The following is a 20,850-nucleotide window of genomic DNA, read 5'->3' as shown; positions in this document are numbered from 1 at the left end:
TTCCGGGCGGCATGGGGAAGGCTGCGTCGGTGTTCGCCCAGACCCGGCCGCCAGACGTCGACGGGCGCGTGGCGAACGGGGGCGACAGCCGCGCGAGGGCGGCATACGGATGGACGATCTGGCCGGAATTCTGACCTTGCTGGGGCTGCTGCTGTTGTCGGTGCCCATCCTGTTGGTGGTGGCGCTGGTGAAGATCGGCAACGCCAAGGCGCGCATCGACACGCTCGAACGCGAGGTGCAGCAGCTGCAGCGCCGGCTGCTGGGAGTCGAAGCCCGTGCCCCGGATCCGACGGCCGCAGCCGCGCCCAAGGCCACCGAAGCCGCGGCGCCTGCCGAGCCGCTCCGCCCGCAGGCCGCCGCCGCACCGCCGCCGCCGTTCCGCGCGGCCGAACTCGCCGCCGAACCCGCCGCCGAAGCGTCCGACGCCCCACCGATTCCGCCATCCCCGGGCCGCGCCCGCTTCGACCTGCCGGCAGACGATCTGCCGCCTGCGCCCGCCGAGGCCGCCCCGACCTCCGAAACCGCGCACGCCGGGCCGCCGCCGCTGCCGCCGCGCGGCGCCGCCGCGCCGCCGCCCTCTTCGCCGCCGCCGCGCGCGCCGCGTCCGGAACGCCCGCCGCTGAAGCCGCCGTCCGATCCCATCGGCGATGCCTTCGGCGTCGTCCGTCGCTGGTTCACCGAAGGCAATGTGCCGGTGAAGATCGGCATGCTGGTATTGCTGGCCGGCGTCGCCGCGCTGTTGAAGTACGCCAACGACCAGGGCTGGGTGCGGGTGCCGATGGAACTGCGCCTGGCCGGCATCGCCGCGGCGGCGATCGGCGGCCTCGTCTTCGCCTGGCGCCAGCGCGAGACGCGGCGCTCGTTCGCGCTGTCGCTGCAGGGCGGCGCCATCGGCGTGCTGATGCTGGTGACCTTCGCGGCCTTCAAGCTCTACGGCATGATCCCCGCCGGCACGGCGTTCGGCATCACCATCGCGCTGGTCGCCGGGCTGGGCGTGCTGGCGGTGATGCAGAACGCGCTGGCGCTCGCAGTGTTCGGCATCCTCGCCGGTTTCCTGGCGCCGATCTGGCTGTCCACCGGCAGCGGCAACCATGTCGCGCTGTTCTCGTATTACGCCGTGCTCAACCTCGGCATCTTCGGCATCGCTTGGCACCGTGCGTGGCGTCTGCTGAACCTGCTCGGCTTCGTTTTCACCTTCGCGATCGGCACGCTCTGGGGCGTGCTGGACTACGCGCCGGAGAAATTCGCCACCACCGAGCCCTTCCTGCTGCTGTTCTTCGCGCTGTATCTGCTGATCCCGGTGTTCTACGCGAACCGTCGCGCAGAACACCACGACGGCAACGCGCACCGGCTGGTCGACGGCACGCTGGTGTTCGGCACGCCGCTGGTGGCGTTCGCGCTGCAGGCCGGCCTGTTGCAGGGCGACGCGTTCGCCGACAGCCGGATGCCGCTGGCGCTGTCGGCGCTGGGTGCGGCCGCGATCTACGCGCTGCTGGCGGCGGCACTGCGCGGTCGCGCGCGTTTCGCGTCGCTGGTCGACACCTACGCCGTGCTCGCGGTCGGCTTCTCGACGCTGTCGGTGCCGCTGGCGCTGTCGGCGCGCGCCACCGCCAGCGTGTTCGCGCTGGAAGGTGCGGCGCTGGTGTGGCTGGGCGTGCGCCAGGGGCATCGTCTGCCGCAGATCTCCGGCCTGTTGCTGCAGCTCGCGGCCGCGATCGCCTACGTCGCCGGCATCGGCGGCATGAGCACCGGCTTCGCGACCATGGCGGCGGCCACCGCGACCACGCCGATCGCCAATCCCGCGTTCATGAGCGCGCTGCTGATCGCGATCGCCGGTCTGGCGACCGCATGGACCTATCGTCGCGAGCACGACGCCGGCATCGTCGCGCTGCTGGCGCTGTGGGGGCTGGGCTGGTGGACCTTCGCCGGTGCGCACGAGATCTTCGAACATGTGCCGTACGGGCATCGCATCGATGCGCTGTTCGCGTTCCTGATCGTCACCGGCTGGCTCACCGCCGAGGCCCGTCGCCGCCTCGACGACATGGCGGTCTTCGGCGTCACCGCCGCCGCGGCGTTGCTGGTGGGCGTGCCGTTCGCGATGGCGCAAAGCGCCGAACACAGCCATCCGTTCGGCGAATGGGGCGCGGCGACCTGGCTGCTGTTCGCGGCGCTGGGCGGGCGCATGCTGGTGTGCGTGCGCGAAGCCGGCACGATCGTGCGTCTGCTCGCGCACGGCGGCTGGTTCTGGTCGTGGGTGACGGCGCTCGCGCTGGGCGCCTTCCATCTGGTCTATCGCGCCGAAGCGGATGCGACCGGCCAGTCCATGGGCGACGGCTGGCGGGTGCTCGCGCTGGGTCTGCCGGTGCTGGCGTTCGCCGCGCTGCTGCAGTTGCGGCCGTCGCTGCTGGCGCCGCCGCTGGCGAAGGGCTTCGACGACTATCGCCGGCCGCTGCTGGGTTCGGCGCTGGCGGTGCTGGCGATGGGCTGGTGTCTGTCGCTGTTCTTCCCGGGCGACAGCGCGCCGCTGCCTTGGGTGACGCTGATCAATCCGCTGGAACTGTTCCAGCTCGGTGCGCTGGCGCTGCTGGCGCATCGCGCTTGGGCCGGCAACATGCGCAGCGACGGCATCCGCAACGGCGGCACGCGCGGCGGCATCGGCGTGCCGGTGTTCGCGCTGGCCGCGTTCGTGTGGATCAGCTTCGCCACCCTGCGCGCCACGCACCACTGGAGCGGCACGGCGTGGTCGCCGGACATGCTCGGCGATTATGTCGTACAGACCGCGTTGACCGTGGTGTGGAGCGTGCTCGGCGTGCTGGGCTGGATCTTCGGCTCGCGCCGCGGCGATCGCCTGCTGTGGGGCGCGGCAGCGGTGCTGATGGGCGTGGTGCTGCTGAAACTGTTGTTGATCGACCGCAGCCATCTGGGCAATCTGTTCGGCATCGTGTCTTTCATCGCCTACGGCCTGCTGTGCACGGCGGTGGGATATTTCGCGCCCGCACCGCCGCGTCGCGCCGCCACGGAGACCGCAACATGAAAGCGAATCGCAGGTATGGATGCCCGATCGCATCGCTCGCGCTGACCGCTCTTGTCGTCTTCGCCGCTGCGCTGCCCGCGCAGGCGGCGAAGCCCGAGGATTACGCCTATCGCTGGCCGCTGAAGACCGACGGCCAGAACGCCGCCTGGCAGTTCGAACTCACGCCGGAGGTCTACGCCGCGCTGGTGGATGCCGAACAGCGCGATTTCGCGGTGTTCAACGCCGATGGCCAGCCGGTGCCGGTGGCGCGGTTGACCGTCGATCCCGCGGCGCGCCCGGGCGTGGCCGACGTCGCGCTGCCGGTGTTCGCGCTGCCGCGGCGCGCGGACGCCGCGCAGGGCGGCGACGATGTGTCGCTGCGGCTGGAGCGCGACGACACCGGGCGCCTGCACCTGCTGCAGTTGGACGCCGTGGCGAATGCGTCCGCCGCGCCGGCGATGATCGATTACGTGATGGACGCCGACCTCAACCGCGATCCGCGGCGGCCGGCCACCGTGGATCGCCTGGAACTGCGCTGGCCCGAACGCGGCGACGTGCGCGCGCGCTTCGCGGTGGAAGGCAGCGACGATCTCGAACACTGGCAGCCTCTGGTCGACGCTGCGGCGGTGGTCTCGCTGCGCCGGGACGGCGCGGTGCTGCAGCGGCGCGACATCGCGCTGCCCACGACCGCGCTGCGCTATCTGCGCCTGCGCCAGCTCGACGGCGATCCGCTGCCGGGGTTGCAGGTGGAGGCGCGTCGCACCCGCGCCGGGGCGTCGGTGCCGCAGTGGCGGCGGCTGCGCGCCGATTTCGTCGACAGCGCGGCGGACGAGTTCGGCAAGGGCGAGATCTATCGCTATCGCCTGCCCGCGGCGCTGCCGGTGGGGCGGCTCCAGATCGGCCTCGGTACCGACAACGCCACCGCCGAGGTCATCGTCGATGGCCTGACCGGCGGGACCTCGGGCGGCACCGTCACTTGGGTGCCGATCGGCCGCACGCTGTTGTTCCGCCTGCGCCAGGGCGAACTGCGCATCGACAACGACGACTACGTGATGACCGTGCCGCTGACCGCGAAGGAATGGCGGCTGCGCAGTCCGGTGCGCCTGAATCCGACGCCGACGATGGAGGTCGCGTATCTGCCGGATCGTTTCGTGTTCCTCGCCCAGGGCCGCGGCCCCTACACGCTGGCTGCGGGCAGCCGCAGCGCGCGCCGCGACGCGCTGCCGGTGGAACAGGCGCTGGCGCCGCTGCGCGCGCAGTTGGGCGCCGAATGGACGCCGCCGCTGGCCGAACTCGGCGCACGCGCGGACGCCGCCGGCGCCCGGGCCTACGACGACGCGCCGGTGCCGGTCGACTGGCGGCGCTGGATGCTGTGGGGCTTCCTGGTGCTGGGCGCGGCGGTGGTCGGCGGGTTCGCGCTGACCCTGCTGCGGACGAAATCGTCGGCGGCGCAGGGCTGACGGCCGTCCGCCGCGCGCGGGTTTGATGCGGCGGGGCCCGAACGGGGACAATGGCGGTCTTCGCCATTTCCCTCGTTCCAGGAGCCCCCGCATGGCCATCGTCCGCATGACCGATCTCGATCTCGCCGGCAAGCGCGTCTTGATCCGGCAAGACCTCAACGTGCCCGTCGCCGACGGCCGGGTGACCTCCGACCAGCGCATCGTCGCCTCGCTGCCGACGCTGCGCGCGGCGCTGGAGAAGGGCGCGGCGGTGATGGTGATGTCGCATCTCGGCCGGCCGAAGGAAGGCCAGTGGAGCGAAGCCGATTCGCTGGCGCCGGTGGCCGCGCGCCTGGGCGAACTGCTCGGCCGCGACGTGCCGCTGGTGAAGGATTGGGTCGAGGGCGTCGAGGTCGCGCCAGGCCAGTTGGTACTGCTCGAAAACTGCCGCATGAACGTCGGCGAAGGCAAGGACGACGAAGCCCTGTCGCGGAAATACGCCGCGCTGTGCGACGTGTTCGTGATGGATGCCTTCGGCACCGCGCACCGCGCGCAGGCGTCCACGCACGGCGTGATCCGCTTCGCGCGGCAGGCCGCCGGCGGTCCGCTGCTGATGGCCGAACTCGATGCGCTGGCGAAGGCGCTGGAACACCCGGCGCGGCCGCTGCTGGCGATCGTCGCCGGCAGCAAGGTCAGCACCAAGCTCGAATTGCTGTCGTCGCTGGTGTCGAAGGTCGACCAGCTGATCGTCGGCGGCGGCATCGCCAATACCTTCATCGCGGCGATGGGGTACGGCGTCGGCAAATCGCTGGTCGAAAACGACCTGCTCGACACCGCCCGGCAGATCATCGCCGACGCGAAGACGCGCGGCGCCGACATTCCGATTCCGACCGATGTCGTGGTCGCGCCGGCGTTCGCCGCCGATGCGCCGGCTACGATCAAGGCCGTGGATGCGGTCACCGCCGACGACATGATCCTCGACATCGGCCCGCAGACCGCCGCGCGCTATGCCGAACTGATCAAGGCCGCCGGCACCGTGGTCTGGAACGGCCCGGTCGGCGTGTTCGAGTTCGACGCGTTCGGCAAGGGCACCGAAACCCTGGCCCGCGCCATCGCCGACAGCGCCGCGTTCTCCATCGCCGGCGGTGGCGACACGCTCGCGGCGGTCGACAAGTACGGCATCGAGGCGGAGGTTTCGTACATCTCCACCGGCGGCGGCGCCTTCCTCGAATTCCTGGAAGGCAAGACCCTGCCGGCGGTGGCTGCGCTGCAGGCGCGCGGCGGCTGACCGCGCCGAAGACGGCGGCGTCCCCGCGGCGCTGTGCGCTGCAGGATGCGGGACGCCGGCGGGCGTGCTATATCCCTGCGCGCCCCGCGCGTTTCACGACGCCACGGGCCGGCCGCGTCCCGCGGCCGCCGCGTGCGTTCATCGACGGACGGTTCGGTCGAGCGGGATCCGACCGCACCCCCTGATCGCGTCCTGTCCGATGCGATCGTCCGATCGGGCCCGCGGGGCATTCTCCGGCGCACGTCGTGCAGCGTGCGCCGCATTCACGGTCCGGTGATTCCACCTGTCCTGTCGATTCCATCCATGGAGAAACGCATGATCATCGAGAAATCCTCCGCTCGGCGTTCCCGCAAGCGCGCCGCGCTCGCCTTCGTCCTGCTGTCCGCGATCGCCGCCGTCAGCCTGCCCGCCGCCGCACGCCAGGGCCCGAAGCCCGCGTTCGAAGAGCGCGGCAGCCTGTCCCAGGCGCGGCCGCCGGTCGAAGCCCGAGGCAACTGGATGCACGAATACGTGCAGTTGCGCCTGGCCGCGCAGAACCTGAGGTACGCCATCGGACCGATGACCGAGTACGAGATGCAGCAGACGATCACGCCGAAGATCGTCGGCGGCACCGTCGCCGGCGCCAACGACAACCCGTTCCAGGTCGGCCTGCTCACCAAGAGCGTCGCCAGCAACTTCGACGCCCAGTTCTGCGGCGGCACCTTGGTCAAGGCGAACGTGATCGTCACCGCGGCGCACTGCAGCGACTTCGTCACCGCCGGTCAGGTGCAGGTGCTCACCGGCACCCGCAATCTCGACGGCACCGGCACGCGCCGCGATGTCGTCAGCATCGCGATCCATCCGAACTGGAATCCGAACACCTTCGACTACGACGTGGCGGTGTGGACCCTGTCGTCCTCCACCAGCGGTATTCCGTTCGCCTCGCTGGCCAGCGCCGATCCGGCGGTCGGCACCAACCTGCTGGTGACCGGCTGGGGCGCGCTGACCGAGGGCGGCAGCTTCCCGATCGATCTGCGCAAGGCGACCGTGCCGCTGGTGAGCGCCACCAACTGCAACGACCGCAACTCGTACAACGGCGCGATCACCGCGCGCATGATCTGCGCCGGTTTCGATCGCGGCGGCGTCGACAGCTGCCAGGGCGACTCCGGTGGTCCCTTGACCCAGGGCAGCGTGCTCACCGGCATCGTCAGCTGGGGCAACGGTTGTGCCCGCCGCAACAAGTTCGGCGTGTACAGCCGCGTCTCCAACGCCTCGATCCGCAGTTTCATCGTCGCGCAGGCGGGGCTTTGACGTCGTAACCCAATCGCCGCGGTCGCGATCGCGACCCGCGGCGGATCCTTCGGCCGATGCTTCGGCCCATGGTTCGGCCGAGACCAGGCCCCCGCGTGTCGCGGGGGCCTTTCTTTTCGCGACATCGCGGCATCGTCGCGCATCACGGAATTCTACGGCGCTAGCCGGTACGCTCGCAGCGCGGCGATGTCGCCGCGCAAGCGAAGGAGTGCAAACATGAAATCCCGTCGTGCAATGGCGTGGTCCGCCCTGGCGATCTCCCTGTTGTTGTCCGGCGCCGTGGGCGCCAATGGCGGCTGCCTGCAGGGCACCTGGCATTACTTCGATGCCGGCGGACGCCTGGTCGGCGAGCAGACCGTCGGCTGCGGCGAGCTCGACGGCAGTTGGGGCAGTGCGACCGCCAGCAAGACCTTCACCCAGGGCTGCGCCAGCAGCTTCTGATCCCGATCGTGCGGCAGCTCGCGTGAAGGCCCGGCGCAGTCCGGGCCTTCACGCGATACGATGCCGCTGCGCCCGATGCGCTTTCCTCCCGATGTCCCGTCTCCTCCGCATGCCGCCGATCCCCGCATGAAAACCCTGTTCTTCGACCTCGACGGCACTCTCATCGACTCCGCCGTCGGCATCACCCGCTGCGTGGCGTATTCGCTGGAGCGCATGGGGCATCCGGGACTGGGCGAGGCGACACTGCGGCGCTGGATCGGCCCGGCGCTGCGGGTCAGTTACGGCCAACTGTTCGACGCGCCGGCGGACATCGAGCGCGCGGTCGCGCTGTATCGCGAACGCTTCGAGAGCGAAGGCTGGCGTGAGCACACCATCTACGACGGCATCGGCGACGCCGTCGAGGCCGCGCATGCCGCCGGTTGGCGGCTCGCGGTGGTCACCGCCAAGAACGAGCCGCACGCCCGCAAGATCGTCGATACGCTGCCGTTCGGCGCGCGTTTCCGAGAGGTCGTGGGCGCGACCCCGGACGGACGGCTGAGCCACAAGCCGGAACTCATCGCCGAGGCGCTGGCGCGGTTCGGCATCGATGCCGACCGCGCCGCCGCGTCCTGCACCATGATCGGCGATCGCCACATGGACATCGAGGGCGCCGTGCATCACCGCATGCGCGGCATCGGCGTGCTCTGGGGCTTCGGTGACGAGGCCGAACTGCGCGACGCCGGCGCGCATGCCCTGGCGAGGACGCCCGCCGATCTCACGGCGCTGTTCGCGCAGGCCTGAGGCGGACCTGCATCCACGCGCGATGCGGCCCGGGGCGTGACGGAATTCGCGGTTTTCGGTGTAGCCTTTCCCCGGTCAGGGGAACGAGAGTCGGCGATGAAACATCTGTGGTGTGCGGTGGTGCTGCTGTTCGCGGCGTCGGTGTCCGAAGCGGCGACCGTGGAGCATGTCCGCGGCGATCTGCGGTTCTCGACCGGCGATGCGCCGGCGTTCGTGGTCCGGCGCGAACTGCCGGCGCGCTGGGACGCGGATGCGCCCGGCGCCGACGACCGCCGCTGGCGCTACTGGCTGTACGACGTGCAGTCCGACCGCCGGGGCGGTCGCGACCAGACCTACATCGAACACGTGTTCGAGCCGAAGTCGCCGTCGTTGATCGGCGAAGCCGGGCGCTTCCAGATCAATTTCAATCCCGAATTCCAGACGATGGCGATCCATCGCGTCGAGCTGCTGCGCGACGGCAAATGGCAGAACCGCCTGTCGCCGGAGCGCATCTCGCTGGCGCGCCGCGAAAGCGAATTCGAGCAGGATCTCACCGACGGCAGCGTGACCGCGCTCATCGTGCTGGACGACGTGCGCGTGGACGACGTGGTGCGCATCAGCTACAGCACCGTCGGCAGCAATCCGATCCTCACCGGCCAGATCGCCGACTGGATCACGCTGTCGTGGCGCAACCCGACCCTGCGCAGCGGCCTGCGCGTGCTGTACGACCCGGGCACGAAGTTCCGCGTGCATCGCGAGAACACCGCGATCGAGCCGCAGGCCCGGCGCGGCGCCGACGGGGTCGAAGTGCAGATCCAGGCACGGGCGCTGCCGGCGACGGTGTTCGAGGACAGCTACCCGGCGTGGTACCAGCCCTATCCGGTGGTGCAGATCGCGCCGGAGCGCGACTGGGCCGACGTGGTGACCTGGGCGTTGCCGCTGTATCCGCGGCATACCGCACCGTTCGACGAGGATCTGGAGCGCCGGCTGGCGCAATGGAAGGCGTTGCCCGATCCGCAGGCGCGGCTCACCGCGGCGCTGCGCGCGGTGCAGAACGACGTGCGCTATTTCGGCATCGAGATCGGCGACAACAGCCATCGCCCGAACCCGCCGGACCTGGTCTGGCGCCGTCGCTACGGCGACTGCAAGGACAAGACCTATCTGCTGGCCACGCTGCTGAATCGGATGGGCATCGAAGCGGTCCCGGCGCTGGTCGCCACCGACCGCGGCCGCGCGATCGGCGAGTTCGTGCCCAGCGCTTCGACCTTCAACCACGTGATCGTGCGCGCGCGCATCGGCGGCGAAACGGTGTGGGTCGATCCCACCATCGCCCAGCAGGGCGGCGACCCGCGGCGCTTCGATCTCGGCGACTACGGCATGGCGCTGCCGGTGGCCGAGGGCGTGACCGCGCTGCAGACCATCGAGCGCCCGCGCGAAGCCAATTCCGGCGTCGAGGTGAAGGAGCGGTTCGCGCCGAGCGCCGATGGCCGCGAGGTCGCGTTCGAGGTCGAGACGCTGTACACCGGCGCATCGGCCGACTATCAGCGCCGCAACACCCTCAGCGAGCGCGGCGAGGAACTCTCGCGCCGTTATTCCGAGTACTACCGCAAGCGCTATGGCGAGGTGGAAGCGCTGGGCGAACCGGTGATCGAGGACGACCCCGAGCGCAACCGGCTGCGCATCCGCGAACGCTACCGGCTGGCATCGCCGTTCGCGAACGAAACGGGCGGCGTGCGCGCGCTCGAGGTCTATGCCGAGGCGCTGCAGACCGCCAGCACCCTGCCGACGGCGCTGGATCGCAAGGGTCCGTTGGGCTACGCGCCGCGCGGGCGTTACCGCCATGAAGTCACGGTGCAGTTGCCGGAACGTTGGAAGCCGACCTTCGTCGAGGAGCGCATCGACCGCACCTCGCACGCCTTCGGATTCCAGCGCAAGGTCGAGCTGGGCGAAGGTTCGGTGCGACTGGTCTACGAAATGAACGTCGAGCGCAACGAGCTGCCGGCGGAGCGGGTCGCCGCGCATCTGCAGGAACTGCGCAAGGTGCAGGACGAACTGTCCGCGAATCTGCGCTTCGCGATTCCGGCCACGCTGGATGCGCGTCAGCGCGAAGACCGTCTGCGCAATCTGCTGCGCGACGTGATGCAGGGGGACGGCAAGTGATGGGGCGCACGCCGTGGTTCGTCGCTGCCGCAGTGCTGTGCCTCGCGTCCGTCGCCGCCTCTGCGGTTGAACCTGTCGACAAGGGCAAGAGCACCGCGCGCCGGCCGGCGCCGGCCATCGCCACGTCCGAGCAGGTCGCGGCGGATCCGGCCGGCGTGTGGGCGAGATTCATGAAAGAGGCCGACATCGAGACCGCGTTCGACGCCTTCGATGCGCTCGATGCGATCGGCGCCACCGCCGATGGCGTCGATGCCGACCGCTGTCGCGATCAGGCCGCGGCCCTGCGCGATGCGGTGACATTGGCGCCGGTCAGCATCGCGGTGCATCGCGAAGCGCTGCGCTGCGCCGAGGCGACCGGCGACAGCGCCACCGCGGAGCGCGAAGCCGCGGCGCTGGCCGCGTTGTCGAAGCACGCGCTCGCCGGCGCGGGCGGCAATCCCTGGCAGGCGCCGATCCGTGTGCTGTCGCCGCGCGACGTGTACCAGCTGCTTGCGCTGCTGGGCTACGAATTCCGCTACGAGTACTACCGCGACGTGCATCCGGGGCGCTATTTCCCCATGGTCGTGGCCGCATGGGACCCGGAGGCGAAGGTCGAACGCCATCTGTCGTTCGATTACGTCGACGCCACCGCCGGCATTTCCCGCGGCGATCCCTACGCGGGCTATCCGTTCCAGCGCCATGTGATGGCCGCCGCCTTCATGCAGGCGCAGGTGAAGTCCGGCGAGACCCTCGGCATCGATCTCGAGGCGATGCGAAAGGCGTTGTCCACCGACGATCTGATGGCGCGACGCGATGCGCTGCGCGAGGGCGGGAATCGCGGTGGCATGCTCTCGCTCAGCGGCTGGTTGTCGCTGTGCAGCAGTTGGGACAACCGCGATTGCAGCGACGGACTGATCGACGCGCTGCTGCCGTTGGCCGAAAAGAAACATGCGTTGCCGATGACGCTGCTCGCGACGGCCTATGCCAACGGCATCGGCGTGAAACAGGATCTCAAGGCCGCGACCACGCTGCTCGATGCCGCCGACAGGATCTGGCACGGCCACGGCGCCAGCGTGCGTTTCGCGGCGGCCGACAGCCTGTTGCACGACAACCGCAACACCGCGTTCGCGCTGGCGCGTCTGCACAAGGCGGTGGCCGCCGGCAGCGCGGACGCGGAGATGCTGCTGGCCGCCGGTAAACTCTCGACGGACGCCGATGCCACGCTGAGCGACGCCGATATCGCCGTGCTGCAGCGGCCGTCCAACAACGGTCAGGGCATGGGGCAGGCGCTGCTGGGCGAGTACTTCGACAAGCGCGGCCAGCGCCAGCGCAGCGAGGAGGCCTTTCGCAGGGCGGCCGAGTCCGGACATCCCGGCGCTCAGCGCGTACAGGCGCTGAATGCGATGCGCGACGGACAGCCGGCGTTGCGCTGGCGGGCGACGCTCGAATCGTCGGCGCAGGCCGGCGACAACTTCGCCATGCGCATGCTCGCCGCCGAAGCGATGCAGCTCGGGCAATGGAAGCGTGCCGACGGCTGGCTGCTGGCCGCGGTGGAAACCGGCGATCGCGACGCCAGCCAGGAGCTCGCGGAGGTCTATGCGAGCGGCGCCGACGGACTCAGCGGCGATCTCGCCGATGCCGTGTCGATGTTCGAAACCCTCGCCGCGGGCGACGACGAGGCGTCTGGCCGAGCGCGTCGCGAGCTCGCCCTGTTGGCGCTGGATGGACGCGGCATGAAGCGCAGCCGCCAGCGCGCGCGCGCCTGGCTGCAGACGGATGCCGAGCGCGGCGATGTCGAATCGCAGGCGATGCTGGGGGCCCTGCTGCTGCGTACCGACGACCAGGGCGGTCCGCTGGATGCGGCGGCCGGCGAGCGATGGCTGCAGAAGGCCGTGGCCGCCGGTTCCAACCGCGCGCGCAGCGAGTACGGCATGTGGCTGTACGCCAGCGATCCGCGCTCGCCGGAGCGCCGCCGCAGCGGCATCGAGATCATGCGCAGGGCCGATCCCAAGGGCGATGGTTACGTCGAGGTCGCGAACAATCTCGCCTGGCTGCTGTGCGTGTCCGCGCATGCGGATGTGCACGATCCCGCCGCGGGCCTCGCCGTGGCGAAAACCGTCGAAGGCCGGGAAGGCATCGGCTGGGGCGTGGTCGACACCGTCGCCGCCTGTTACGCCGCCAGCGGCGATTTCGCGACCGCGCTGCGCCTGCAGCAGCGCGCCTTCGATGCCCTGCCGCGCGACGCCAACGGCAAGCCGCAGGGCAGCTCGGGCATCGCCCAGCGGCTGGCGTTGTACAAGGCGCGCAAGGCCTATCGGGAACCGGCGACGCCGTAACCGGCGCCGCCACGGTCGATTCCGCGGCGGCCGTTTCCGAGACGGTCCGGCGGGTTGTGATCGTTTGCAGCCCGGGCCTGTCGCCGATGCGCAGGCATCGGCGTGATAGCGTTGTCGGCTTGAGATTCCGACGACCGACATCCTGGACGCCACACGCCGATGACCGAACAACGCCGCCGCACGAAAATCCTCGCCACGCTTGGCCCCGCCACCGACGCCCCGGGCGTCCTCGATGCGCTGCTGCGCGCGGGCGTGGACGTGGTCCGCCTGAATTTCTCGCACGGCGATCCTTCCGGACAGATCGCGCGCGCCGACGCCGTGCGCGCGGCCGCGGCGCGGGTCGGCACCGAAGTCGGCATCCTCGTCGACCTCCCGGGCCCGAAGATCCGGATCGAGACGTTCGCGAACGGCAAGGTGAAACTGCTGGCCGGCGCCACCTTCACCCTGATCGCCAGCGACGACGCGCCGCCCGGCGACGAAACCCAGGTCGGCGTGAGTTATCTCGGCCTGCCCGGCGACGTGACCCCCGGCGATGTGCTGCTGCTCGACGACGGCGTGGTGCAGTTGCAGGTGACCGCGGTCGAAGGCGAACGCATCGTCACCAACGTGCTCAACGACAGCGAACTGTCGAACCGCAAGGGCCTGAACAAACTCGGCGGCGGCCTGTCGCTGGGCGCGCTAACCGAACGCGACCGCGAGCTCATCACGATCGCCGCGCAGCTCGGCGCCGATTTCATCGCCGTGAGTTTCTGCCGCAACGCCGAAGACATGAACGAGGCCCGCCGCGTCGCCCGCGCCGCCGGCAGCGACGCCTGGCTGGTGGCCAAGGTCGAACGCGCCGAAGCGATCGAGAATCTGGTCGAAATCGTCGACGCCAGCGACGTGGTGATGGTCGCCCGCGGCGATCTCGGCGTGGAGATCGGCGACGCCGAACTGCCGGGCCTGCAGAAGAAGATCATCCGCACCTCGCTGGAACGCAACAAGGTCGTGATCACCGCGACCCAGATGCTGCAGTCGATGGTCAGCAGCCCGATCCCGACCCGCGCCGAAGTATTGGACGTGGCGAACGCGGTGATCGACGGCACCGACGCGGTGATGCTGTCGCAGGAAAGCGCGGCCGGCATGTATCCGGTCAAGGCGGTCGAAGCGATGGTGCGCATCTGCCTCGGTGCCGAACGGCAGTTCGAACACGACACCGATTTCGAGGATGCGCCGCGCAATCTCGAACGCGCCGATCAGGCCATCGCGATGGCCGCAATGTTCCTCACCGAGCACATCGGCGTCGGCGCCATCGTGGCCATGACCGAATCCGGCGGCACCGCGCGGTTCCTCTCGCGTTTCCGCGGCCGCGCGCCGATCTTCGCCTTCGCCCGTCTCGGCAGCGCGCGTCGGCGCATGGCGATGATGCGCGACGTGTTTCCGATGGATTACGACAGCCGCGGCGAAACGCCGCGCCAGGCCGCGCGCGGCAGCATCCGCAAACTCGTCGAAGCGCAGTTGCTCGGCCCCGGCGACCGCGTGGTGTTCACCAGCGGCGAGCACATGGAAACGCATGGCGCCACCAACACGCTGCGTCTGCTGCAGGTGGGCGAGGACGGGACGGCGGAGGGGTTGGGGGAGTTGTAACGCGGACATTCTTCGGTGCCCGCATGGTTTCCGCGCGGCGTCGATCGCGAGGGTACTTCCGTCGTCGTCCCGGCGCAGGCCGGGACCCAGCTCTTCTTGCTGCCGACATCGATGGTTGGCGCTGTGCGGGTAATGCCCGGAACCTTTTCCGCGCTGGTGCGCGGGTCCCTTTCTTTTCGAAAAGAAAGGGACGAAAGAAAACACTCAAGTCCAATTCAAATCTGCCGTCTGCAGCATGGCCGGGATTTTTCGACAAGGCGTCCATGCCTTGTCGAAAAGCGGCGGACCTCCTGTCCGCCGCCCTCCGGGTCTACGGTTGGGAGTTGGGGCGTCTTTCCTGTGCCGTCATCGGGACGATCACGCCAGTCCCTGGTTTCATTTTCCGCTCGCGCAAAGGGCCTGGGCCGTGATGGTTGATCGGCCGGACGCCCTGTAAGATCGATCGTCAGGCGTAGTGAAGACGGAAAGGCGGGGTGGAATGTTCGAATCGGATACGTTGTTCGTCGTTGGTGCGGGAGCGAGCGCCGAGATCGGTTTGCCGGTCGGGTCTGCGCTGCTCGAGACAATTGCCACGAAGCTGAAAATTTTTTTTCAGGACGGCATCCGTTTGAGTTCGGGAGATCCCGAAATTGCCGATGTGATTCGTCTCCACGCGCGTCGCCGCAACGAAAACCAGAACATCTATTACCAGAAAGCAAGAATGATCCATGAGGCGGTTTCAGTCGCTCCCTCGATCGACAACTTTCTGGATGCCCATAAAAATGACGAGCATCTCCAGTTCTGCGGAAAACTCGGCATCGTGGCGTCGATTCTCGAGGCTGAGAGAAAAAGCAAGCTGTTCGGGGATGGGCATGGCAATGATCATGTTGATCTGAGCCATCTGGGCGGCACCTGGTACACGGCGTTCATGAAGATGCTGGTCGAGCGGATCGATCTGGATGAAATCGAATCCATTTTCGAGAACGTATCGTTCATCACATTCAACTACGACCGTTGCATCCAGAAGTTTCTGCATGTCGCGTTGCAAAAGTATTACGGAATCGACTCCGGGCGGGCGGCGAATCTGATCTCGAAGCTGGAGATCATCCATCCTTATGGTTCGATCGGCCGTTTGCCGTTCGAGGGAGGGGATTCGATCGTGCCTTATGGGGCCAGGCTGGACGAAGCTGCGCTGATCGAGGCGGCCGGCAGGATTCGTACGTTCACCGAGCAGATCGAAGATTTTGAGTTTCTGGAGGCAATCCGTCATAGCGTCTCTGGGGCCGAAACATTGGTGTTTCTGGGGTTCGGATTTCACCCGCAGAACATGGAGCTGCTGAGCGGTGGCAGCATGATCAACGCTCGGCGGGCTTATGCCACCAGCTACTTGTGCTCGAATGGCGACATCGAGGTCTTCATTCGTCAGATCCACGCGATGCTGGAAGATGATTTCTCGCCCGGCAAAGACTTCGACGGCTACAGCGTGGATGTCAGGGTGCCTGCCGGGTTGAAATGCGCGGATCTGCTGTCCGAATTCTCGCGCAGCATTCCGCGGGCCATCGATTGACGCCGGAGATCATCGCCGATGAGCTTTACTGCTGCCTTCACCGCCGCCGCGATCCTCGCCATCGTCGTCGCGCTGGTGCATTCGATTCTCGGCGAAATCATGATCTTCCGGCGACTGCGCAAGCCGGGCTGGTTGATTCCGACCGATGGCGGCAATCGCTTGCTCGGATCGAACGTCCGCATTCTGTGGGCGAGTTGGCACGTGTTGACGGTGTTCGGTCTGGGCATGGCGGCGATCCTGCTGCGCCTGGCGTCGTCCGCGCGCACCGCGGAGCACGACTTCATCGCCCAGGCCATCGCGGTGTCGATGCTCGGTGGCTCGCTACTGGTGCTGGCCGGCACGCGCGGTCGGCATCCGGGCTGGGTCGGGCTGCTCGGCGTGGCGGTGCTGGTATGGCTGGGGGTGCGAACATGATCCGGTTGCGATGCGTCCGTCCGACGCAGGCATGGATCGCGCTGCTGTTCGCGCTGTTGATCTCGATGACGAACGTGGAGGGTGCGATGGCGGGTGAATCCGTGGAAAGGCGATATGCGGAAGGTCAGGTGTGGACGTTCCGTGCGCGTGCGGGCGAAGAGGGCGCGACCCTTCTGATCAACAGGATCGAACAGGACCCGCGCCTGGGTGAGATTTATCACATCAGCGTGTTCGGCGTGCGCCTCGACAACCCGCGTGCGCCAGGTGGTGTGACGACGGACCTGGCGCATTTTCCGGTATCGCGAGCAACCCTCGACAAGAGCTGTCTGGAATTGCAGGGCGTGCGCGAACCGAATCCGGAATACCTCAGGGGCTACGGTGAATGGCGCGAAGTCTTCGATGCGGGTCGAGCCGGTGTGTTCGATATTCCGGTGGCCGACATCGTGGGCATCGTGCAGAGCGCGATCGCGAAGCGCACGGCGCAATGATGCGTGCCATGCCGTCATGAAGATTGCCTGATGAAGATTGCCCAATGAAGCTCAGCGACATCTCCTTCTGCGTCACCGACTGGTCCGCGATCGCGCGCACCGAACATCCGGGCATCACCGGCGTGGCGCATTGGCGCACGCAGCGCTTCGGCGAGATCCGCGTGCGCATGGTCGAGTATTCGCCCGGCTATCTTGCCGATCACTGGTGCGAGAAAGGGCATGTGCTGCTGTGCCTGGCGGGCGAGCTGCGCACCGAACTCGCCGATGGCCGCGCGTTCACGCTGATGCCCGGCATGAGTTATCAGGTCGCCGACGGCGCCGAGGCGCATCGTTCGTCCACCGAGATCGGCGCCAGCTTGTTCATCGTCGACTGACGGCGTTCCATACGCTTGCCCCCGCGCCGCCGCCGCGTCCAGAATGCGCGCCTCACGCCATTCCGGAGGGTTTCCATGCTCGCATTCGTCTTTCCCGGCCAGGGCTCGCAGAAAAAAGGCATGGGACAGGGATTGTTCGACGAGGTGCGCGAATACGTGGAGGTCGAGGGCGAGGTCGATGCGATCCTCGGCTATTCGATGCGCGAACTGTGCCTTGAGGATCCGGACAACCGGCTGAAGGACACGCGCTACACCCAGCCCGCGCTGTATGTCGTCAATGCGCTGCACGGCTACAAGGCCATGGCCGAAGGTGCGCGCCCGGACCGGCTCGCCGGCCACAGTCTCGGCGAATACAACGCGCTGCACGCCGCGGGCGTGTTCGATTTCCTGACCGGCCTGCGGCTCGTGCAGAAGCGCGGTGCGCTGATGGCGCAGGCGACCGGTGGCGGCATGGGCGCGGTCATCGGCCTCGGCCCGGACGCGATCGCCGCGGTGCTGCGCGACAACGGCCTCGCCGGCATCGATGTCGCCAATTTCAATTCGCCGACGCAGACCGTGATTTCCGGGCCGTTGGACGAACTCGGTCAGGTCGGTCCTCTGCTGCAGGCCGCGGGTGCCCGCATGTACATGCCGCTGCCGGTGAGCGCCGCGTTCCATTCGCGTTACATGGTGGATGCGGCGAACGAATTCGCCGAGTTCCTCGCGCCGATGACCTTCGCGGCGCCGGCGTTGCCGGTGGTGGCGAACGTCACCGCCGAGCCGTATCCGACCGACGATGCGTCCGCAGCGGTGAAGTCGCTGCTGGTGCGCCAGATCAGCCATTCGGTGCAGTGGACGCAGAGCGTGCGCCGGCTGGTGGCGGATGGCGTCGACGAGTTCCGCGAGATGGGCCCGGGCAACGTGCTGACCAAACTCGTGCAGCAGATCCGGCAGAGCGCCTGACCGACGCCGCGGCGGCCAGCGGCCGCCGGTGAATTCGTATGCAGGCGCTGCGCCATCGGTGCTGTTTGCGCGGCCTATGTCATTGATCCGCAATGATCTTTCGGCGCGCCTCGGGGTCCGGGCTGCGGGTATAATGGCGGACTTTCCCGTCCGCCCTTCCGCCCAACCCAGGACCACTCTCATGAGCATCGAACAGCTTGCCGATACCGCCCTCGCCATGGTCGCGCCGGGCAAGGGCATCATCGCCATCGACGAATCCAACGCCACCATCGCCAAGCGTTTCGAGGCCGTGGGCATTCCGAACAGCGAAGAGAACCGCCGCGCCTACCGCGAGCTGCTGCTGACCACGCCGAATCTCAACGAGCACATCTCCGGCGCGATCCTGTTCGACGAAACCATCCGCCAGTCCACCAAGGCCGGCGTGCCGTTCACCAAGGTGATGATGGACAACGGCATCATCCCGGGCATCAAGGTCGACAAGGGCACGCATCCGCTGGCCGGCTGCCCGGGCGAACTGATCACCGAAGGTCTCGACGGTCTGCGCGAACGCCTGAAGGAATACGCCGCGCTCGGCGCGCGCTTCGCCAAATGGCGCGCGGTCATCACCATCAACGTCGACGACGGCCTGCCGACCAGCACCTGCATCGAAGCCAACGCCCACGCCCTCGCGCGCTATGCCGCGCTGTGCCAGGAATGCGGTCTGGTGCCGATGGTGGAGCCGGAAGTGCTGATGGACGGCACCCACGACATCGACGAGTGCTACAGCGTCACCGAAGCCACCCTGCGCGCCCTGTTCTCGGCGCTGCACCTGTTCGATGTCGATCTCACCGGCACGATTCTGAAGGCGTCGATGGTCGTGTCCGGCAAGGATTGCGCCGAGCAGGCGTCGGTCGAGGAAGTCGCCGAGGCGACGCTGACCTGCCTCAAGTCCACCGTGCCGGCGATCCTGCCGGGCATCGTGTTCCTGTCGGGCGGCCAGAACGACCACGACGCCACCGCGCATCTCAACGCGATGAACCAGTACGAGACGCCGTGGCCGCTGTCGTTCTCCTACGGCCGCGCGATGCAGTCGGCGGCGCTGAAGATCTGGTCGCAGGATCTCGTCGGCAACCTCGCGAAGGCGCAGGAAACGGTCTACGCCCGCGCCCGCGAGAACGGTCTCGCCGCCCTGGGCGAATGGGAGAGCTGACGCGTTTGCGCGGCACTGCCGCGCGCGTCAGCGAGCGCCCGCACATGGATGTGCGGGCCGGGCGATCCGAAGCCCGTCAAGTGTCGCCACGGATGGCGGTGCGATCCAATCGCGCGGCACGACTTTCGACGTCGACGAACGCCGGCCCCGTGCCGGCGTTTTCGTGTCTGCCGACCAAACGCATCGCCGCCATCGTTCGCGCGGGCGAAACGATCTGTTGCCGGCCGCGCGCGCCGGCTAGGCCGAAGGTCACGCTGCGATGTAGGCCGAAGGTCATGCTTTCGTGCGTTTTGCGCGTCGAAAGGCGTCTCCGCGCAGCATCGATGCATCCTGCACGGCGTTGCGCGCAAGGGTGGCGTAATCCGCAGCCGCTACAATCGCGGACCGATCCCACGACGGGCTGTCCGATGTCCTGGCGCTGTTCCAATCTCATGGCGTTCCGCATTCCACTCCGCACGCCGGTCCTGCTCGCGTCGATGCTTGCGCTGGCCGCATGCGGCGGCGACAAGGCGTCGTCCGGCGGTCCGGGCGGTGGCCCCGGCGGCGGTCAGGGCGGCGCCGATCGACCGGTGCCGGTGACCACGGCCCGGCTGCAGCCGGAATCCTTCGCCGAGCGCATTTCGGCCATCGGCACGGTCAAGGCGCGCGAATCCGTCACCATCACCGCGAAGGTCAGCGAGCTGGTGCAGCAGGTGCATTTCGACAGCGGCGACGAAGTGCGCGCGGGCGCGCCGCTGATCACGCTGTCCGACCGCCAGCAGCAGGCCGCGCTGGCCGAAGCGCAGGCGTCCGCCGACGAGGCCGAGCGCCTGTATCGCCGCCAGAGCGAACTCGCGGCGCAGCAGCTGATCGCACGTTCGCAGCTCGACAACCAGCGCGCGACCCGCGATGCCGCGAAGGCGCGCGTCGCCCAGATCCGCGCGCAGCTCGCCGATCGCGTGATCCGCGCGCCGTTCTCCGGCGTGCTCGGCCTGCGCCAGGTGAGCACCGGCGCGCTGGTGACGCCCGGAGTCGCCATCGCCACGCTCGACGATCTCGCCCGCGTTTATGTCGATTTCCCGCTGCCCGAGGCGCAGCTGTCGATGGCGGCACCGGGCCGCGTCATCCGCGGCACCGCGGCAGCCTGGCCGCAGCGCGAATTCACCGGTGCGATCGCGATCATCGATGCGCGCATCGATCCCGCGACGCGCGCGGTCATGGTGCGCGCCGATCTGCCGAATCCCGAACGCCTGCTGCGGCCGGGCATGCTGGTCAACGTCGAGTTGCCCGGCGCCACCCGCGAAGCGCTGCTGGTGCCTGAGATCGCGGTGGTGCAGGTCGGCCGCGAGAGTTTCCTCTATCGCGTGAAGGACGACGGCAGCGTCGAACAGGTCGACGTCGTCATCGGCGCGCGCAGCGGCGGCAAGGCCGAAGTGGTGGAAGGCGCGAAGGCCGGCGACCGCATCGTCGTCGACGGCACCGGCAAACTGCGTCCGGGCGCGAAGATCGTCGAAGCGGCGGCGCCCGCGGCCGCCGCCGGCGGCGACGCGAAACCGCAGGCGCCCGCGGCGGCGCCGGGAGGCTGAT

16 protein-coding genes are annotated in these 20,850 nt (G+C 68.5%); all 16 read left to right on the top strand.

Features of this window, described 5'->3' with window-relative positions:
* Positions 1-109: 109 nt before the first annotated feature.
* The 16 genes from ABD974_RS10265 (at position 110) to ABD974_RS10190 (ending at position 20,849) form a co-directional block, all read left to right on the top strand.
* On the top strand, positions 110-3,034 hold the full coding sequence (locus ABD974_RS10265) for a DUF2339 domain-containing protein (protein ID WP_425562673.1): 2,925 nt from the start codon (positions 110-112) through the stop codon (positions 3,032-3,034).
* Positions 3,031-4,473, top strand: a complete 1,443-nt coding sequence (locus ABD974_RS10260; protein ID WP_345303224.1) for a DUF3999 family protein — start codon at positions 3,031-3,033, stop codon at positions 4,471-4,473. The genes ABD974_RS10265 and ABD974_RS10260 overlap by 4 nt, the downstream gene beginning before the upstream one ends.
* 91 nt (positions 4,474-4,564) lie before the next feature.
* Positions 4,565-5,740: a phosphoglycerate kinase gene (locus ABD974_RS10255; protein ID WP_345303223.1), complete on the top strand. Its 1,176-nt coding sequence runs from the start codon at positions 4,565-4,567 to the stop codon at positions 5,738-5,740.
* Between the two features lie 315 nt (positions 5,741-6,055).
* Positions 6,056-7,030: a serine protease gene (locus ABD974_RS10250; RefSeq protein ID WP_345303222.1), complete on the top strand. Its 975-nt coding sequence runs from the start codon at positions 6,056-6,058 to the stop codon at positions 7,028-7,030.
* 216 nt (positions 7,031-7,246) lie between these two features.
* Positions 7,247-7,471, top strand: coding sequence for a DUF6289 family protein (locus tag ABD974_RS10245; RefSeq protein ID WP_345303221.1), 225 nt, complete (start codon positions 7,247-7,249; stop codon positions 7,469-7,471).
* 126 nt (positions 7,472-7,597) lie between these two features.
* Positions 7,598-8,251 carry an HAD hydrolase-like protein gene (locus ABD974_RS10240; RefSeq protein ID WP_345303220.1) on the top strand — a complete coding sequence of 218 codons (654 nt, stop codon included), beginning with the start codon at positions 7,598-7,600 and terminating at the stop codon, positions 8,249-8,251.
* 96 nt (positions 8,252-8,347) lie between these two features.
* Positions 8,348-10,390, top strand: coding sequence for a DUF3857 domain-containing transglutaminase family protein (locus ABD974_RS10235; RefSeq protein WP_345303219.1), 2,043 nt, complete (start codon positions 8,348-8,350; stop codon positions 10,388-10,390).
* Positions 10,390-12,705, top strand: a complete 2,316-nt coding sequence (locus ABD974_RS10230; RefSeq protein WP_345303218.1) for a hypothetical protein — start codon at positions 10,390-10,392, stop codon at positions 12,703-12,705. The genes ABD974_RS10235 and ABD974_RS10230 overlap by 1 nt, the downstream gene beginning before the upstream one ends.
* 159 nt (positions 12,706-12,864) lie before the next feature.
* Complete coding sequence (gene pyk / locus ABD974_RS10225; protein WP_345303217.1) at positions 12,865-14,331, top strand: pyruvate kinase; 1,467 nt, start codon at positions 12,865-12,867, stop codon at positions 14,329-14,331.
* A gap of 478 nt (positions 14,332-14,809) precedes the next feature.
* The gene (locus ABD974_RS10220) at positions 14,810-15,877 is read left to right on the top strand and encodes a hypothetical protein (RefSeq protein ID WP_345303216.1); all 1,068 of its coding nucleotides are present in this window, start codon (positions 14,810-14,812) and stop codon (positions 15,875-15,877) included.
* An 18-nt stretch (positions 15,878-15,895) separates the two neighbouring features.
* On the top strand, positions 15,896-16,291 hold the full coding sequence (locus ABD974_RS10215; protein ID WP_345303215.1) for a hypothetical protein: 396 nt from the start codon (positions 15,896-15,898) through the stop codon (positions 16,289-16,291).
* Positions 16,292-16,377: 86 nt separating this feature from the next.
* The gene (locus tag ABD974_RS10210; protein ID WP_345303214.1) at positions 16,378-16,779 is read left to right on the top strand and encodes a hypothetical protein; all 402 of its coding nucleotides are present in this window, start codon (positions 16,378-16,380) and stop codon (positions 16,777-16,779) included.
* A gap of 44 nt (positions 16,780-16,823) precedes the next feature.
* On the top strand, positions 16,824-17,153 hold the full coding sequence (locus ABD974_RS10205; protein WP_345303213.1) for a DHCW motif cupin fold protein: 330 nt from the start codon (positions 16,824-16,826) through the stop codon (positions 17,151-17,153).
* Between the two features lie 75 nt (positions 17,154-17,228).
* Positions 17,229-18,095 (top strand): ACP S-malonyltransferase, encoded by an 867-nt coding sequence (fabD, locus tag ABD974_RS10200; protein WP_345303212.1) that lies wholly within the window; start codon positions 17,229-17,231, stop codon positions 18,093-18,095.
* A 181-nt stretch (positions 18,096-18,276) separates the two neighbouring features.
* A complete protein-coding gene (locus ABD974_RS10195) occupies positions 18,277-19,284 on the top strand; it encodes a class I fructose-bisphosphate aldolase (RefSeq protein WP_345303211.1) in 1,008 nt (335 codons plus the stop codon).
* A gap of 464 nt (positions 19,285-19,748) precedes the next feature.
* Entirely contained in the window at positions 19,749-20,849 is a 1,101-nt protein-coding gene (locus ABD974_RS10190) for an efflux RND transporter periplasmic adaptor subunit (protein ID WP_425562681.1), read from the top strand.
* Position 20,850: the final 1 nt, after the last annotated feature.

Source organism: Lysobacter hankyongensis, assembly GCF_039543145.1.
Classification (GTDB): Bacteria; Pseudomonadota; Gammaproteobacteria; order Xanthomonadales; family Xanthomonadaceae; genus Lysobacter_I; species Lysobacter_I hankyongensis.
Note: the sequence above shows the minus strand (reverse complement) of the source record. Positions and strands in the feature narration are given on the sequence as shown.